General features: G+C 29.9%; 17 protein-coding genes. 12 read left to right on the top strand and 5 right to left on the bottom strand.

Features of this window, described 5'->3' with window-relative positions; genetic code table 11:
• The first annotated feature begins 16 nt into the window (after positions 1-16).
• Both I6E31_01340 and I6E31_01335 read left to right on the top strand, forming a co-directional pair.
• Positions 17-1018, top strand: a complete 1002-nt coding sequence (locus tag I6E31_01340; GenBank protein ID MCF2638608.1) for an ABC transporter ATP-binding protein — start codon at positions 17-19, stop codon at positions 1016-1018.
• Positions 1018-2001, top strand: coding sequence for an ATP-binding cassette domain-containing protein (locus tag I6E31_01335; GenBank protein MCF2638607.1), 984 nt, complete (start codon positions 1018-1020; stop codon positions 1999-2001). The genes I6E31_01340 and I6E31_01335 overlap by 1 nt, the downstream gene beginning before the upstream one ends.
• Before the next feature lie 165 nt (positions 2002-2166).
• On the opposite strand, the gene I6E31_01330 is transcribed toward I6E31_01335, so the two are convergent.
• From I6E31_01330 to I6E31_01310, 5 genes are all read right to left on the bottom strand, one after another.
• Positions 2167-2487: an STAS-like domain-containing protein gene (locus tag I6E31_01330; protein MCF2638606.1), complete on the bottom strand. Its 321-nt coding sequence runs from the start codon at positions 2485-2487 to the stop codon at positions 2167-2169.
• A 109-nt stretch (positions 2488-2596) separates the two neighbouring features.
• Complete coding sequence (locus I6E31_01325; protein MCF2638605.1) at positions 2597-3067, bottom strand: toxin-antitoxin system YwqK family antitoxin; 471 nt, start codon at positions 3065-3067, stop codon at positions 2597-2599.
• A 346-nt stretch (positions 3068-3413) separates the two neighbouring features.
• Positions 3414-3887 (bottom strand): YbaK/EbsC family protein, encoded by a 474-nt coding sequence (locus I6E31_01320; protein MCF2638604.1) that lies wholly within the window; start codon positions 3885-3887, stop codon positions 3414-3416.
• A gap of 27 nt (positions 3888-3914) precedes the next feature.
• Positions 3915-4301, bottom strand: coding sequence for a VOC family protein (locus I6E31_01315; GenBank protein MCF2638603.1), 387 nt, complete (start codon positions 4299-4301; stop codon positions 3915-3917).
• A 1-nt stretch (position 4302) separates the two neighbouring features.
• Positions 4303-4761, bottom strand: a complete 459-nt coding sequence (locus tag I6E31_01310) for a tRNA (cytidine(34)-2'-O)-methyltransferase (protein ID MCF2638602.1) — start codon at positions 4759-4761, stop codon at positions 4303-4305.
• 177 nt (positions 4762-4938) lie between these two features.
• Here I6E31_01310 and I6E31_01305 point away from each other — a divergent pair, with 177 nt between their 5' ends.
• The 10 genes from I6E31_01305 to uvrC all read left to right on the top strand — a co-directional run bounded on the left by I6E31_01305 (position 4939) and on the right by uvrC (position 17526).
• Complete coding sequence (locus tag I6E31_01305; protein ID MCF2638601.1) at positions 4939-5562, top strand: MBL fold metallo-hydrolase; 624 nt, start codon at positions 4939-4941, stop codon at positions 5560-5562.
• 12 nt (positions 5563-5574) lie between these two features.
• Entirely contained in the window at positions 5575-6489 is a 915-nt protein-coding gene (locus I6E31_01300; protein ID MCF2638600.1) for an FAD-dependent oxidoreductase, read from the top strand.
• A gap of 96 nt (positions 6490-6585) precedes the next feature.
• On the top strand, positions 6586-7893 hold the full coding sequence (locus I6E31_01295; GenBank protein MCF2638599.1) for a PhoH family protein: 1308 nt from the start codon (positions 6586-6588) through the stop codon (positions 7891-7893).
• 145 nt (positions 7894-8038) lie between these two features.
• Positions 8039-8263: a preprotein translocase subunit SecG gene (secG, locus tag I6E31_01290; protein ID MCF2638598.1), complete on the top strand. Its 225-nt coding sequence runs from the start codon at positions 8039-8041 to the stop codon at positions 8261-8263.
• A 66-nt stretch (positions 8264-8329) separates the two neighbouring features.
• Positions 8330-9553, top strand: coding sequence for a replication-associated recombination protein A (locus I6E31_01285; GenBank protein MCF2638597.1), 1224 nt, complete (start codon positions 8330-8332; stop codon positions 9551-9553).
• Positions 9554-9572: 19 nt separating this feature from the next.
• Positions 9573-10820 carry a histidine--tRNA ligase gene (locus I6E31_01280; protein MCF2638596.1) on the top strand — a complete coding sequence of 416 codons (1248 nt, stop codon included), beginning with the start codon at positions 9573-9575 and terminating at the stop codon, positions 10818-10820.
• Between the two features lie 25 nt (positions 10821-10845).
• Entirely contained in the window at positions 10846-12630 is a 1785-nt protein-coding gene (gene aspS / locus I6E31_01275) for an aspartate--tRNA ligase (GenBank protein ID MCF2638595.1), read from the top strand.
• A 331-nt stretch (positions 12631-12961) separates the two neighbouring features.
• Positions 12962-14674 carry an arginine--tRNA ligase gene (argS, locus tag I6E31_01270; protein MCF2638594.1) on the top strand — a complete coding sequence of 571 codons (1713 nt, stop codon included), beginning with the start codon at positions 12962-12964 and terminating at the stop codon, positions 14672-14674.
• 214 nt (positions 14675-14888) lie between these two features.
• On the top strand, positions 14889-15743 hold the full coding sequence (rapZ, locus tag I6E31_01265; protein ID MCF2638593.1) for an RNase adapter RapZ: 855 nt from the start codon (positions 14889-14891) through the stop codon (positions 15741-15743).
• A 7-nt stretch (positions 15744-15750) separates the two neighbouring features.
• Positions 15751-17526, top strand: a complete 1776-nt coding sequence (uvrC, locus tag I6E31_01260) for an excinuclease ABC subunit UvrC (protein ID MCF2638592.1) — start codon at positions 15751-15753, stop codon at positions 17524-17526.
• Positions 17527-17538: the final 12 nt, after the last annotated feature.

Raw genomic sequence — 17538 nt, 5'->3', positions numbered from 1 at the left:
AGGCAGGAGGAAGAAAATGAGTGATAAATTATTGAACATAAAAGATTTAACAATTCAATATGTTACTGAAGATGAAGTAGTATCTGCAGTTAACGGATTAGATATTGAACTTAATGAAGGGGAAACAATAGGACTTGTTGGAGAAACAGGAGCAGGAAAAACTACTTCAGCTCTTGGAATAATGGGACTAGTTCCTAATCCTCCTGGAAAAATTGTTAGTGGAAGTATAGAATTTGCTGGAAAAGATCTTTTAAAAGAATCTGAAGAAGGAATGAGAAAAATAAGAGGAAATCAAATTTCAATGATTTTCCAAGATCCAATGACTTCATTAAACCCAGTAATGACAGTAGGAGAACAAATAGCAGAAGTTATAGAAATTCATGAAAATATAGGAAATGCAGCAGCTTTTGAAAAAGCTAAAGAGATGCTTGAGCTAGTTGGAATACCAGGTGCCAGAGCAAATGACTATCCTCACCAATTCTCAGGAGGAATGAAACAAAGGGTTGTAATAGCTATTGCACTTGCTTGTAACCCAAAACTTCTTATAGCTGACGAACCTACAACAGCTCTAGACGTTACTATTCAAGCACAAGTTCTAGACTTGATGAATGACTTAAAAGAAAAATTTAAAACAGCAATGATATTAATAACACACGACCTTGGAGTAGTTGCTCAAGTTTGTGATAAGGTAGCTATAATGTATGCTGGAGAGATAGTAGAATCTGGAACATTAAGAGATGTATACTTAGCTCCAAAACATCCATATACTCATGGACTATTTGGATCAATTCCAAGCTTAGATGAAGAAGCAACTAGATTAAAACCAATTCAAGGTTTAATGCCAGATCCGACAGATTTACCATCAGGATGTAAATTCCATCCTAGATGTCCTCATGCAACAGAACTTTGTGCAACACAAGTACCAAAGGTTACTGAAGTAGCTCCAGGACATAAAGTAAGATGTCTAATTTGTGAAGGACAAGTTGAATTTAAAGCAGAAGAGGAGGATAAAAAATAATGTCAGAAAATAAAGTTTTACTTGAAGTAAAAAATTTAAAGAAATATTTTAATACTCCAAAGGGACTTCTACATGCAGTAGATGATGTTAATTTTTCAATTTGTGAAGGAAAAACACTAGGGGTAGTTGGAGAATCAGGATGTGGAAAATCAACTACTGGAAGAGTTATTTTAAGACTTCTAGAAGCAACTGATGGAGAGGTAATTTTTGAAGGAGAAAACATCAGAAATTATTCAAAACAACAGATGATTGAAATGAGACAAAAGATGCAAATCATATTCCAAGACCCATTTGCATCTCTTAACCCAAGAATGACAGTAAGTGAAATTATTGCTGAACCATTAATCATTCATAAAAAATGTAAATCAAAAGCTGAACTTGATGAAAAAGTAAGAGAATTAATGGAAACAGTTGGATTAAGTGAAAGACTTATTAATACATATCCTCACGAACTAGATGGAGGAAGAAGACAAAGAATAGGAATAGCTAGAGCACTTGCTTTAAACCCTAAATTTATAGTTTGTGACGAGCCAGTATCAGCTCTAGATGTATCTATTCAAGCACAAGTATTAAACCTAATGAAGGATCTACAAGAAAAATATGGATTAACTTATATGTTCATAACACACGACTTATCAGTTGTTAAACATTTCTCTGATGACATAGCTGTTATGTATCTAGGGCAATTAGTTGAAAAAGCACCTTCAAAAGCTCTATTTAAAAATCCAATTCATCCATATACTAAAGCTCTATTATCTGCAATACCAGTTGCTAGTGTAGACAAGAAAATGGAAAGAATTAAACTTCAAGGAGAGATTACATCTCCAATTAATCCTGAAAAAGGATGTAGATTTGCAAAAAGATGTGTTTATGCAAAAGATATTTGTAGACAAGAGGATCCAAAATTAACAGAAGTAGGAAATGGACATTTCTATGCTTGTCACTTAGCAAAAGAACTTGGATTTGTTAAAGAAGAAAAATAAAAAAGTATTTAAATATAAAGATGGCTTTCTATGAGAGATCATAGAGAGCTATTTTTATTATGAGCAACTATTCAAATATTTATATTATAGATAAATATTTAAGTAAATATAATTCTAAATTAAAATAGCCTTGGATTTCTCCAAGGCTAAAGTAAACTTATTTAATTATGCTAAAACTGCATCTAGATCAGAAAATTTATCACAAAGATCTTTGTAGTTTTGTTTGAAATATTTAAATTCTTCTTTTAATTCATTAGAAGCATTTATTACAGAAATAACTTTTTTAACATCCTTTCCACATTCTTTAATTACATTTGAAAATAAAACATATAAGAACGCTAATGTGGTAGCTTTTATACCGTGAAAATCTATTACTACTTCATCACCATTTTTCACTTTCTTAGCTATCATAGTACAAAGTTGAGTAGCTTTTTTAGGAGATACTAGTACAGAAGTTTCAAAAATTTTGCTTAATACAAGATTCATACAGAACCCTCCTTTAATATCTGTTAAAAAATAATAATAATTTAAATAAATCCTCCCTCACTTATATTATATATATAAACAATAAAAAAGTCAAATAATCTCAGAAAATTTAATTAGTATAATCTGCTTTACCTTTTAATTTCCCACTAGAATTATAGTATTTCCAAATTCCACAAGGTTTTCCATTTTTAAAACTACCTTTTACTTGGGGCATACCATTTTCATGGAAAAGAAAGTATTCTCCATTATCCTTTCCATTTAGATATCTAGTTTGCATAACTTTTTTTCCATTTTCTTGATAAATAATATATTTTCCATTAAGTTTTCCATCTTGCCAATTTTCAATAGATTTAATATTACCATTTTGAAAGAAAGTAATCCATTTTCCATTTGGTTTCCCATCTTTATAATAAAGTCTATCTTTTTCATCTTTAACTTTTCCCGTAAAAGGGATATTGCTATTTCTTAGGTATATTAATCCATCATATTCATGGATATTTGAAATATCAATCCAATTATCAGCAAAAATATTAGAAAAAGAGATAATAAAAATTATAATAAAAAATTTAATTTTCTTCATACTATATCACCTATTTTATATTTTACAAATTTTTAGAAAAAAAGCAATAAATTTATTTTGATGGAAAAATACTTTTAAATATTTTAGAATAAAACAATAAAAGAAAGATAGTTATTAAAAATAAAAAATCAATTTAAAAAAAGATATAATAAAAAAAATTACTCTTGATAAATAAAATATGGTATAATATTATAAAGGATTTTATAAATTTGGAGGAAAGTGAATGGAGAATAGTTATTCTATACAAGCTATGATATTGCTTACGCTTATGATAGTTTATAAACTTTCATTTTTAGGGTGAACAGATTTATAAAAAAAGAGAGTCCAAAGTGTGAACTCTCTTTTTTTATTTTTCTTCATCTTTACAAACATCAATCCATTCTCCATTGGTAACTTCTGCTAGTAGGTCAACACTAATTTTTACAGCTGAGTGATCAGAACCACCAGCAGGATAAACAATAGAAAACTCTTTTAATGTTTTGTCTAGATACACTTTTAAAGGTGATTTTAATCCAAAGGGACAAACTCCACCAATAGGGTGTCCAGTGGCTTCTAAAACTTCATCTTTTGGAATCATAGTTGCTTTTTCTTTAAAGATACCTTTAAATTTTTTATTATCAAGACGAGCAGTTCCTTTAGAAAGAATAAGAATGTACTCTCCACTTTTTAGTTTGTATCCCATAGTTTTAGCAATTTCATCTTCTTCAATACCCCAAGTTTCAGCAGCACTTTTTACAGTGGCAGTATCTCCAATAGTTTCTTCAACTTTTAGTGGTAAATTATTATCTTCAAAAAATTTTTTTACACTTTCAACACTCATTTGATCATCCCCATATTAATTTTAATATTATTTTTCATATATCTCTAATGGCAGAGAATCAGGATCTTTAAAAAAAGTGAATTTTTTTCCAGTAATATCATCTATTCTTATTGGCTCGGTTACAATATTTTTAGAGTTAAGATATTCAACTATTTTTTCAATAGAGTCAACTTCAAAGGCAAGATGTCTAAGTCCAGAAGCTTCTGGAGAATCAACCCTTTTAGGAGGATTAGGGAAAGAGAAAAGCTCTATCTGATAATCATCTCCTATCATAAGATCTAATTTGTATGAATCTCTGTTTTCTCTATAAGTTTCCTTTAAAATTTTAAATCCTAAAGTATCAACATAAAATTTTTTAGATATTTCATAATTAGAAACTATTATAGCCACATGATGAATTTTATTAAATAACATATTACTCACCAAACTCAAAATCTGTTTGTCTAAGTGCTTCATAAAGAATAATTGCAGCAGAATTTGAAAGGTTTAGAGAACGTCCCATATCAATCATAGGAATAGTTATACATTTTTCTTTATTTGCATTAAGAATAGTCTCAGGGATACCTCTTGATTCAGGTCCAAACATTACAAAATCATCTTTTTTAAATTTTACATCACTATATCTTTGTTTTGTCTTAGTAGTAGCATAGTAGATAGTTGCATTAGGGTTACCAGCTATAAAATCTTCATAAGATTCCCAAACTTTTAAATCAACAAGATGCCAATAATCTAATCCAGCTCTTCTCAATTGCTTCTCATCAAGAGAGAAACCAAGGGGTTTAATAAGATGTAGAGTTGTATTAGTTAAAACAGCACTTCTACCTATATTTCCAGTATTGTATGGAATCTCAGGGGTTAGTAAAACAATATTCATTTTTTGACCTCCAAAAATTTAATTACCAGTAAATTATACAACAAATTTGAGAAATAGTGTATGAATTTTTAATGTTTAAGTAAATCTTACAAAATAAATTAAGTAGACAAAAGTAATGAAGTTAAAGTATAATTAAAGATAGATAGTACTAGAAATTGTTAGGAGGAAACAAGAATAATGAATATAAAAACATTTTATTTAGGACCGATGATGACAAATTGTTATTTAACATGGAATGAGAAAAAAGAGGCATATCTTTTTGATTGTGGTGGAGAAAATATAGATAGATTAACAACTTTTATAAAAACAAATGGACTTACATTAAAATATATAGTTTTAACTCATGGGCATGGAGATCACATAGCAGGACTTAATAAAATTGTAGAGGAGTATCCAGAGGCAGAGGTTTATATTGGAAAAGAGGAAGCTACATTTTTAACAGAGGGTGAATTGAACCTAATGGTATATATAACAGGTAGAAATTTTGTATATGATGGAACTTATAATGTAGTAAAAGAGGGAGACAAAATTGGAGAGTTTGTAGTTATAGATACTCCAGGGCATACAATAGGTTCAAAAAGTTTCTACTGTCCAGAATCAAAAATTTTAATCTCTGGAGATACAATGTTTAGAAGAAGTTATGGTAGATATGATCTTCCAACAAGTAGTGGAGATATGTTATTTAAAAGTCTTAGAAAACTGTGTGAACTACCTGAAGATGTAAGAGTATATAGTGGACATAGTGATGAAACAACTATCGGAGAAGAGAAGAAGTTTTTATCTATGCAAGGGTTAATCTAATAGGAGGCAAAAATGGTATATGATGTTATAATAGTTGGAGGAGGTCCAGCAGGGCTAACAGCAGGACTTTATACAAGCAGAGCTAAACTGAATACATTAGTAATAGAAAAAAAAGAGACTGGAAGCTTAATAATGGCTCATAAAGTAGATAACTATCCTGGTTTTCCTATGGGAATTTCAGGAAAAGATCTATATCAATTAATGAAAGAGCAAACAGAGAGATTTGGAGCTAATTTTGTAGATGCAACTGTGTTAGATTTTGATGTATATTCAGAAGAAAACAAGATTGTAAAAACTGATAAGGGAAATTTTAGAGGAAAGACAGTTATTATTGCTACTGGAACTGGAAATAGTGATAATAAAAAAATTAAGGGAGAAAAGGAACTTTTAGGAAATGGGGTTTCTTACTGTGCAACTTGTGATGGTGCTTTTACAAAGTTTATGGAAGTCTCTCTATTTGGACAGGGAGAAGAGGTTGCAGAAGAGGCACTATTCCTTACAAAGTTTGCTAAAAAGATAAGAATTTTTGTAAATGCTCCTGAATTAAAATGTAATCAAGAGGTATTTGATGCTCTTGCTAATTCAGATAAGGTTGAGATAATATATAATGCTGAACTTGTAGAGATAAAGGGAAATGAGTATGTGGAAAGTGTTGATGTAAAAGTAGATGGAGAGTTAAAAAATTATTCTACTGCCTTTGCTTTTCTATATCTAGGAACTAAAAGTAAAGCTGAGATGTATGGAACAATAGCTGATTTAGATAATCATGGGTTTATTGTAACAAAAGAAAATTTAAAAATTAATGTAGATGGAATGTATGCAGCTGGAGATATAAGATCTGGAGTAGTAAGACAGGTAACTGTTGCAGTTGCAGAGGGAACAATAGCAGCAATGGAAGTAATAAAGGAAGTATTGAAGAAAAAATAGGTGTGAAAAAAAGAGGAAAATCTAAAAAAATCTAGTACATTATTATATAAAAGTAAAAGTTTTGCATAAAAATTGCTTTAATAAGGGGCTGATTCTATGAGAAAAATTTTTGTGTTAGATACTAATATACTTATTCACGATCCTTATTGTATTTATAATTTTGTAGGAAATGATGTTATTTTACCTATCTATGTAATTGAAGAGATAGATAAGTTAAAAAGAAATCAAAATACTGCAATACAAGCAAGAATGGCATCAAGAGTATTAGATGAAATTAGGAAAAAAGGAAGCCTATTTAAAGGTGTAGAATTAAAAAATGATATCTTTTTTAGAGTGGAAATAAAAAATGATATGAGCCTTTTACCAGAAGTGTTAAGAAAAGATGTAATGGATAATCATATTATCTCAGTTACATTGGGAATAAAAAAAGAGCATCCAAATGAAAGAGTAATAATAGTTACTAAAGATATAAATATGAGAATTAAAGCTGATGCTTTAGGACTTGAAGTAGAGGACTATTCTACTGATATGGTTGACTATATGGAACTTTATGATGGTTTCTTTGAAGTTGAAGTAGATAGCAAAACATTTGGACAGTATGAAAAAAGTGGAAAAATGGATTTTAAAGATTTAGGAAGAGATGATATTGTCCCTACTCCTAACTGTTTCTTTAAATTAAATTGTAGTGGAAATATTCAAACTGGAAGATATGATAATGGAAAAATTAAAAAATTCTTACTAGGAGATAGTAGTGCTTGGGGATTAAGAGCAAGAAATGATGAACAAAGATTTGCTATGGATCTGTTGCTAGATGAAAATATAAAAGTTGTAACTTTAGTTGGAGGAGCAGGAACAGGAAAGACTCTTTTAGCTATTGCAGCAGGATTAGAGCAAGTAGTTGAGAGAAAAAAATATAAAAAACTTTTAATAGCAAGACCTATTATTCCTATGGGTAAAGATCTTGGATATCTACCAGGTAGTGAAAAGGAAAAATTAAAACCATGGATGCAACCAATTTTTGATAATATAGATTTTTTAAGTGAAGCTAAAGATGATAAAACTGGTGAAAAGGTTGTTGAAGGTTTAGAGGCAATGGGAATTTTGAAAATTGAGGCGTTGACTTATATTAGAGGAAGAAGTATTCCTAGAGGGCTTATAATAATTGATGAGGCTCAAAACTTAACTCCATTAGAAATAAAAACAATTGTTACAAGAGCTGGGGAAAATACTAAGATAATCTTTACTGGTGACCCTCAACAGATAGACAACCCATATCTAGATTCAAATACAAATGGTTTAACTTATATGGCTGATAGATTGAAAAATGAAGAGATTGTTGGACATATCACTTTGAAAAAAGGTGAAAGATCTAAACTAGCTGAAATAGCAGCAAAATTATTATAGTGAAATTAGAGCTCTCTTAAAAGGGGGCTCTTTTAAATTTAATAAAAATAAATTAAATCTTGTAAAAGATATCTTTAATATTTTGAATATCTATGATATAATTTAATGTATTAATAAACATGGGAGTGAATTTTAGGAGGAATTTATGGAAACATTATTTACATTAATGCTTTTTGTATTTGCTATAGCCTTGATAATTCTTGTACTTATCCAGCCTGATAGGAGCCACGGAATGTCAGCAAGCATGGGAATGGGAGCATCAAATACTGTGTTTGGAGTATCAAAAGACGGTGGGCCTTTAGCTAAAGCAACAGAAGTAGTTGCAGTACTGTTTATAGTCAGTGCACTTTTATTATACTTAGTAAAATAGAAGGTATGAGGCGTATTGTTCTTCAATACGCTTTTTTTGTAAAAACTAATCTATGGTTGTGATATAATGAATCTATTTGAAAATAACTATGAAAAAGTAAAACCATTAGCTTTAAAAATGCGACCAACTACTTTAGATGACTTTATAGGGCAGGAGAAGATTTTAGGAAAAGGTGGCATTTTAAGGAAACTTATAGAGAAGCAGACAATATCAAATTGCATATTCTTTGGACCACCAGGGTGTGGGAAAAGTTCATTGGGAGAGATAATCTCTAAAACTTTAGATAGCAACTTTGAAACTTTAAATGCAACAGTAGCTAGTTTAAATGATTTGAGAGATATTGTTGAAAAAGCTAAAAAAAATCTTGAATTTTATGGGAAAAAGACTATACTTTTTTTAGATGAGATTCATAGATTTAATAAGATGCAACAAGATGCACTGTTATCCTATTGTGAATCAGGGGTATTGACTCTTATAGGAGCAACAACTGAAAATCCTTATTATAGTTTAAATAATGCTTTACTTTCAAGAGTTATGATTTTTGAGTTTAAATCTTTAAATAGAGAAGATATAAAAAAGATATTACAAAAGGGGATAAATTATTTAGGTATAGATATTTCTAATGAGATAGTAGAGTGTATATTGGATATTTCTCAAGGTGATAGTAGAATAGCACTTAACTATTTAGAGCTTTATAAAAATAGTTGTATTGATTTAGATGACTCAGAAGTTTTACAAATATTTAGAGAGAGACAATCTTCCTATCATAAGGCAGAGGATAAATATAATCTTATATCTGCAATGATAAAAAGTATGCGTGGAAGTGATCCAGACTCAGCTCTGTATTGGTTGGCTAGACTTCTACATGGTGGGGAAGATCCTAGATATATAGCTAGAAGAATTATGATTCACGCAAGTGAAGATATAGGAATGGCAAATCCAGAGGCTATGCTTATAGCAAATAGTGCTATGCAAGCAAGTGAAAGGATAGGAATGCCAGAGATTAGAATTATTTTGGCTCAAGCAGTGATATATATAGCTATCTCTACAAAAAGTAATTCATGCTATATGGGAATAAATAAAGCGTTGGAAGATATAGAAAATGGAGATCTTGAGAAAGTACCGTTAAATATCTGTCAAAATAACAAAGGGTATAAGTATCCACATGATTTTGCTGGAAATTTTGTGAAACAGAATTATAGTGAGAAGAAAAGAAGATATTATATACCTGGGGAAAATAAAAATGAGAAACTGATAAAAGAAAAACTGGAAAAATTATGGGGAAAATAATTTATGAGGTGGTAAAAGGATGAAGCTAATAAAAGCAGTAAGAGGAACAAAGGATATTTTTGGAGAAGAGGCTGTAAAATATAACTATATCTCAAGAGTAGCTCAAGATACATTTGAAAGCTATGGATATTCATATATTAAAACTCCAATCTTTGAAGAAACAGATCTTTTCAAAAGAGGAATTGGAGAGGGAACTGACGTAGTTGAAAAAGAGATGTACACTTTTAAAGATAGAGGGGATAGAAGCCTTACTTTAAGACCAGAAAATACAGCATCAGTTGTAAGATCATATTTAGAAAATGGAATCTATGGAAAGGAAGATGTAACTAGATACTATTACAATGGTTCTATGTTTAGATATGAGAGACCACAAGCTGGAAGACAAAGAGAGTTCAATCAAATTGGGGTAGAAGTATTAGGAGAAAGCTCACCTATTTTAGATGCTGAAGTTATAGCAATGAGCTATACTTTACTTGAAAAATTAGGTATAAGTGATCTAGAAGTTCATATAAACTCTGTTGGAACAAATGCATCACGTACTCAATATAGAGAAAAACTACTTTCTTTCTTAGAACCACTAAAAGAGGAACTTTGTGAAGATTGTAGAATGAGAATGGAAAAAAATCCATTGAGAGTTCTAGATTGTAAAGTTGATAAGTGTAAAGAGCTTACTAAAAATGCTCCAAGCATAATAGATTCACTTTCATCAGAAGAAAGAGAACACTATGAAAATGTAAAAAAATATCTTGATATTTTTGGAATAAAATATGTTGAAGATCCTAAATTAGTTAGAGGACTTGACTATTATTCAAGTACTGTTTATGAGATTGTAACTAATAAATTAGGAGCACAAGGAACAGTATTAGGTGGAGGAAGATATGATAATCTTCTAAAACAACTAGGAGATAAGGATATACCAGCAGTTGGATTTGCAGCAGGGGTAGAGAGAATGATGATGTTATTGGATAAATACCCTAGCAACAGTCCAGATGTATATGTAGCATGGCTTGGTGACAATGCAAAAGATTATAGTTTAAAAATAACAAAAGATCTTAGAGATGAAGGAATAAAAAGTTATATAGACTTCAATAGTAAAGGTATGAAATCTCATATGAAAAAAGCTGATAAGCTTGGAGTAAAATATTGTATAATTACTGGAGAAGATGAAATAAATAAAGGTGTAGTTCTATTAAAAGATTTTATAAATAGAACTCAAGAAGAGATGCCTTTTGAACAAGCAATGGAGATAATAAAAAAATCTAAATAGATTTAAAATTTAAGGAGAGGATAGTATGATTTACAAAACTCATAATTTAGGTGAACTAAGGAAGGAAAATATAGGTCAAGAAGTAATTCTTTCTGGTTGGGTTGACACAAAAAGAGACCTTGGGGGATTAACTTTCGTAGATATGAGAGATAGAGAGGGAAAAACTCAAGTAATTTTTGACATAGATGTAGCACCAAAAGAAGTAGTAGAACAAGCTCAAAAATTAAAAAATGAAGCTGTAATAAGAATAGTTGGAGAGGTAAGAGAAAGACAAAGTAAAAACCCAAATATGCCTACTGGGGATATAGAAGTTTTTGCTAAAGAACTAACTGTATTAAATAGTTGTGATGTTCTACCATTCCAAATTTCAAGTGTAGATGACAATGTAAATGAAAATATTAGATTAAAATACAGATATCTTGATATTAGAAGACCAAGAATGTTACGTAATTTAAAAATGAGACATAAAATGATAATGGCTATTAGAAACTATATGGATCAACATGGTTTCTTAGATATAGATACTCCATTATTAACTAAATCAACTCCAGAAGGAGCAAGAGACTTCTTAGTACCTTGTAGAATAAGTCCAGGAGAATTTTATGCTCTACCTCAATCACCTCAATTATTTAAACAACTTTTAATGATTGGTGGAATTGAAAGATATTTCCAATTAGCTAAATGTTTTAGAGACGAAGATCTAAGAGCAGATAGACAATTTGAATTTGTTCAATTAGATATTGAAATGTCATTTGTAACTATGGATGATGTTATGAATACAATAGAAGGACTAGCTAAAGATGTATTTACTGCTATTACAGGGGAAACAGTAGATTACAAATTTGAAAGAATGCCTTATGCTGAAGCTATGGGAAGATTTGGTTCTGACAAACCAGATTTAAGATTTGGTGTAGAATTAAAAGATCTTACTGATATAGTTAAAGATTGTGGATTTAAAGCTTTCCAAGAAACAGTTGCAAATGGAGGAATTGTTAAAGCTATAGTAGCTCCTCAAGGTGCAGAAAGATTCTCTAGAAAAGTATTAGGAGAATATGAGGAACATGCAAAAAGATACTTTGGAGCTAAAGGAATGGCTCATATAAAAGTAACTGAAGATGGAGTAAACTCTCCAATAGCTAAATTCTTAACTAAAGAGGAATTAGATGCAATAGTTGAAAGAACTGGAGCAGAAAAAGGAGATATTATCTTAATAATAGCTGATAAAGCAAAAGTAGTATACGGAGCTTTAGGAGCATTAAGAACAAGAATAGGAAAAGAATTTAACTTAATCAATCCAGATGAGTTTAGATTCCTATGGGTAGTTGACTTCCCTATGTTCGCTTATGATGAAGAGGAACAAAGATATAAAGCTGAACACCATCCATTTACATCAATAAAAGATGAGGATTTAGAAGCATTCTTAAATGGACAAACAGAAAATATCAGAACAAATACTTATGATATGGTATTAAACGGATTTGAAATTGGAGGAGGTTCAATTAGAATCTTCAATCCAGAAATTCAATCTAAAGTGTTTGACAGATTAGGACTTACACCAGAAGAAGCTAAAACTAAATTTGGATTCTTCCTTGACGCATTTAAATATGGTGCACCACCTCATGGAGGACTTGCATTTGGACTAGATAGATGGTTAATGGTAATGTTAAAAGAAAATTCAATAAGAGACGTTATTCCATTCCCTAAAACAAATAAAGGACAATGTCTAATGACAGAAGCACCTGGAATAGTAGATGAAGATCAATTAGAAGAACTACATTTAAAATCTACTTATGAAGAGGAAGAGAAATAATAAATTTACATTAAATTAATATAAGTTATTGAAAAAAAATAAAAAAAGTGATATAATTCTCGTATAAGAATAAGAGTTTCTGACCTATTTGCTATTTTCACGAGGTTTTGGGCCTAATGTCGTCATGGGGTTGGCGCTGTGTATAATAGCTCAGCAAAGTCACGATTGGCTTAAAGCTTAAGTTACTTACGGACTCTGTATATTATAGATAACTGACTACCACTTTTGGTTTTGGCGACTAAAACTACACTGGAGGCGGTAGGTTGGATTTATTCTTTCGGGACTTCATGTCCCTTTTTTATTTTAAAAAATAAAAAGAAGAGGTGGAAGAGTGCAGGTTATAGATAGAGAGATAGCTAAGATATTTGAAGCTACAGTAAAAAAAGTATATGGAGATATAGAAACAAAGAAAATTGAAGTATCTGTGGCAACAAATGAGAAATTTGGAGACTTTCAAACAAACTTTGCTATGATGAACTCTAAGATTATAGGAAAAAATCCTAGAGCAATAGCACAAGAGATAGTAGATAATCTTGAGCCTAATAATGTAATAGATAAATTAGAAATAGCAGGACCAGGATTTATTAATATATTTTTAAAAAGTGAATATCTTGGAGAATTACTAAAAAAATCAAGAAATGAGAAATATGATTTTTCATTCCTTAACAGAGATGGAGATGTAATAATAGACTTCTCTTCTCCAAATATTGCTAAAAGAATGCACATTGGGCATTTAAGATCAACAATAATAGGAGATTCAGTAGCTAGAATATATAGATATTTAGGATACCATTTAGTAGCTGACAACCACATAGGAGATTGGGGAACACAATTTGGTAAACTTATTATTGGATATAGAAAATGGCTTAATCAAGAAGCTTATAAAGAAAATTCTATTGAAGAATTAGAAAGAGTATATGTTGAGTTTACAAAACAATCTGAAGAACATCCAGAACTTGAAGAGGAAGCAAGATTAGAGCTTAAAAAACTTCAAGATGGAGATGAAGAAAACTATGCTCTTTGGAAAGAGTTTATAAAAGTATCTCTTGATGAGTATGAAAAATTATATACAAGACTTGATGTACACTTTGATACATACTATGGAGAATCATTCTATCACCCAATGATGCAAGGTGTTGTAGATGAGCTTGTAGAAAAAGGTTTAGCAGTAGAAGATGATGGGGCAAAAGTTGTATTCTTCCCAGAAGAAGATAACCTATTCCCATGTATAGTACAAAAGAAAGATGGAGCATTCCTTTACTCAACATCTGATATAGCTACTATTAAATTTAGAAGAGAAAACTACAATGTAAATAAATTAATTTATCTTACAGATGAAAGACAACAAGATCACTTTAAACAATTCTTTAAAATAACAGAGATGCTTGGTTGGGATGTTGAAAAATACCATATTTGGTTTGGTATTATGAGATTTGCTGATGGAGTATTCTCAACAAGAAAAGGAAATGTAATTAGATTAGAGCAACTTCTAGATGAAGGAAAGAAAAGAGCTTATGATATAGTAAATGAGAAAAATCCTGATCTATCAGCAGAAGAAAAAGATCAAATTGCTGAAGTTGTAGGAGTAGGAGCTATAAAATATGCTGACCTTTCTCAAAATAGACAAAGTCCAATCATATTTGAGTGGGATAAGATATTAAGTTTTGAAGGAAATACAGCACCATATTTACAATACTCTTATGCTAGAATCCAATCTATTTTAAGAAAAGCTGCTGCTGAAGGAAAAGAGATTGATTACTCTAAAGAGATAAAAATAGAAAATAAACAAGAAAGAGCATTAGCAGATCATATAGCAACATTCCCAATGGTTGTTTTAAAAGCTGCTGAATCATTTAAACCAAATATAATAGCAGATTATCTATTTGAACTTTCTAAGAAATTCAATAGTTTCTACAATAGTTGTCCTATCTTAAATCAAGAAGATGATATTCTATATTCAAGAGGACTAATTGCTAAAGTAGCAGGGGAAACTATTAAAGAGGGATTATCTCTATTAGGAATTAAAACACTAGATAGAATGTAATATAATTAAAAAAACTACCTCTAAAATTTAGGGGTAGTTTTTATTTTGAAAATATTTATTTCAAAAAAAGATCAGGTAATAAAAAATAATGTATAATTTCAGAAAATATATAGATTCTTTAAGAGAAAAATATTTTATTTATAAAAATTGTGATATAATAAAGCATAAGTGTTTTTATAGAGAATTTTAAATAAATATAAAGAATGGTGAAATTATGCAGAAAAAAAAGTTTGTTATAGTAAGTGGATTGAGTGGGGCTGGAAAGACAACAGCTTTAAATGTATTGGAAGATATGGGGTATTATGTTGTTGATAATTTACCTTGTGAAGTAGCAAGCTTCTTTATAAATACTTCAATAGAAAAATTAGCGTTAGGAATAGATATTCGTTCATTTAAATTAACAGAAGAGTTTTTTAAATTGTTAGATGAGATAGAAAAAGCAGGAATGGAGTTTTCACTTGTATTTATTGAAGCATCAAATGAAGTTATTTTAAATAGATATAATCTAACAAGAAGAAAACATCCTTTAGAAGCAGATACTCTTTTAAAAAGTATAACTAAAGAGAGTAGAATAATGGCTTCAATTAGAGAAAAAGCAAGTGGAATTATAGATACAAGTGATATTAAACCAAAAGAACTTTCAGAAAGATTAAAAGAGATTTTAATGATAGATTCACATGAAAAGGCAATAAATATTCATGTTCAATCTTTTGGATTTAAATATGGTATTCCTATTGATTTAGATCTACTTTTTGATGTGAGATTTTTACCTAATCCTTACTATATAGAGGAACTTAGAGAGAAAACTGGAGAGGATGCAGAGGTTTACAACTATGTTATGAAATATGATATCTCTCAAGAGTTTGCTGAAAGATTATTGGACATGTTAAAGTTTTTAATTCCTAATTTTATAAAAGAGGGGAAAAAACATCTTACTATTGGAATAGGATGTAGTGGAGGAAAACATCGTTCTGTAACTTTTGCTAGACTGTTACATGATGAACTTTCAAAAGTGGAAAGTTTAAATGTATATATTAGCCATCGTGAGAAGGAGAGAAGGAACTGGTAATTTTATGATAGATATAAAAAAGATAGAGATACCTGAGAATCCTGGGGTTTACTTGATGAAAAAACAGGGAAAGGTAATCTATGTTGGAAAGGCTAAAAATCTAAAAAATAGAGTATCTTCATATTTTAATAGAGAGCATGAGAGCGAAAAAACAAAAGAGCTTGTAAAGAATATCGAGAATATAGAGTTTATAATATGTAATAGTGAAGTAGATGCTCTGATTTTAGAAAACAACTTAATAAAAAAATATATGCCTAAATATAATATCTTATTAAAAGATGAAAAGACATATCCTTATATAAAAATCAGTAGAGAAAAATTTCCAAATATTCAAGTTATAAGAACAACAAAGGCTTTAGATACAAAATCAGGTATATATTTTGGTCCATATCCTCAAGGAGGATGGATGTTAAAAAAGATGCTTGTAAAGATATTTAAACTTAGAGACTGTACAAGAGATATGAATAAAAAATATTCTAGACCATGTTTAAAGTACTATATGAAAATGTGTATAGGACCTTGTGTATATAAAGATAGAGAAAAGGAGTATAATACATTTGTAGAACAGGCAAAACAAGTTTTAAAAGGGCAAGGAAAATTATTGGTTGAAGAACTTAATAAGAAGATGAATTTAGCTTCAGAGAAGATGGAGTTTGAAAATGCTATTATTTATAGAGAGCAGATAAAAGAGATTGAATCAACCATTTTAAATAATCAAGTAACTGAGTATGGAAAAGAGCTGGATGAAGATATATTTAATTTGAAAATTGAAAAGGAGAGAGTTTTTATCTGCGTTTTAAATGTAAGAGATGGAAAAATTTTAGGAAAAATCTCGACAAATTTAAGTTTAAAGGATAAAATATATGAGAATGTATTAGAGAGTATGATCTTATCATTCTATACAAAACACCCTTTACCTAATAGTATAGTTTTTCAAAGTGAGTATGAAAAAGAGAGTGAACAGATATTAGAGGCATTAAAAAAGATAAAAAATAGAAAGATAGAGTTTCATTTTCCAAAGATTAAAAGTAGAAGAAAAGAGCTACTTGAAATGGGAAAATTGAATTTAGAAAGAGATATAGAAAATTATTATAGAAAGAAAAGTGTAGTTGAAGAGGGATTGTATAAGTTATATACAACTTTACAACTTACAAGATATCCAAGAAAGATAGAGTGCTTTGATATATCAAATACTCAAGGAAAAGATGCAGTTGCCTCAATGAGTGTTTCAATAGAGGGGAGAGCGTCAAAGAAAGATTATAGAAAATTTAAGATAACTTGTAAAGATACTCCAGATGATTTTCAGATGATGAGAGAGGTAATAACTAGACGTTATGGAAAATTAGAGGAGAGTCAATTTCCAGATATAATTTTAATAGATGGTGGAATTGGACAGATAAATGCAGCTGGAGAGGTATTGAGGGAGTTAGGAAAAGATGGAATCTCAGATCTTTTAAGCTTAGCAGAGAGAGAAGAGGAAGTATATAAATATGGAGAGAAAGAGCCATATATATTTTCTAAAGATCAAGAGGCTCTTAAAATATTTCAAAGGGTTAGAGATGAGGCTCATAGATTTGGAGTAACTTACCATAGAAAATTGAGAAGTAAAAGGGTTTTAAAGTCAGAGCTTGATGATATTGAGGGAGTTGGAACAAAAAGAAAAACAGTTCTTTTAAAAGAGTTTGGCTCTATTGAGAGAATGAAAAATGAAAGTATAGAATCTTTAACTAGGTTTGTTCCTAGAAAAGTTGCAGAAAATATATTAGAAAAATTAAAAAAATAGTTTATTTGGAGG

It is taken from the genome of Fusobacterium varium (assembly GCA_021531615.1).
Lineage (GTDB): Bacteria > Fusobacteriota > Fusobacteriia > Fusobacteriales > Fusobacteriaceae > Fusobacterium_A > Fusobacterium_A varium_C.
This window is presented reverse-complemented; position numbering and strand designations above follow the sequence as displayed.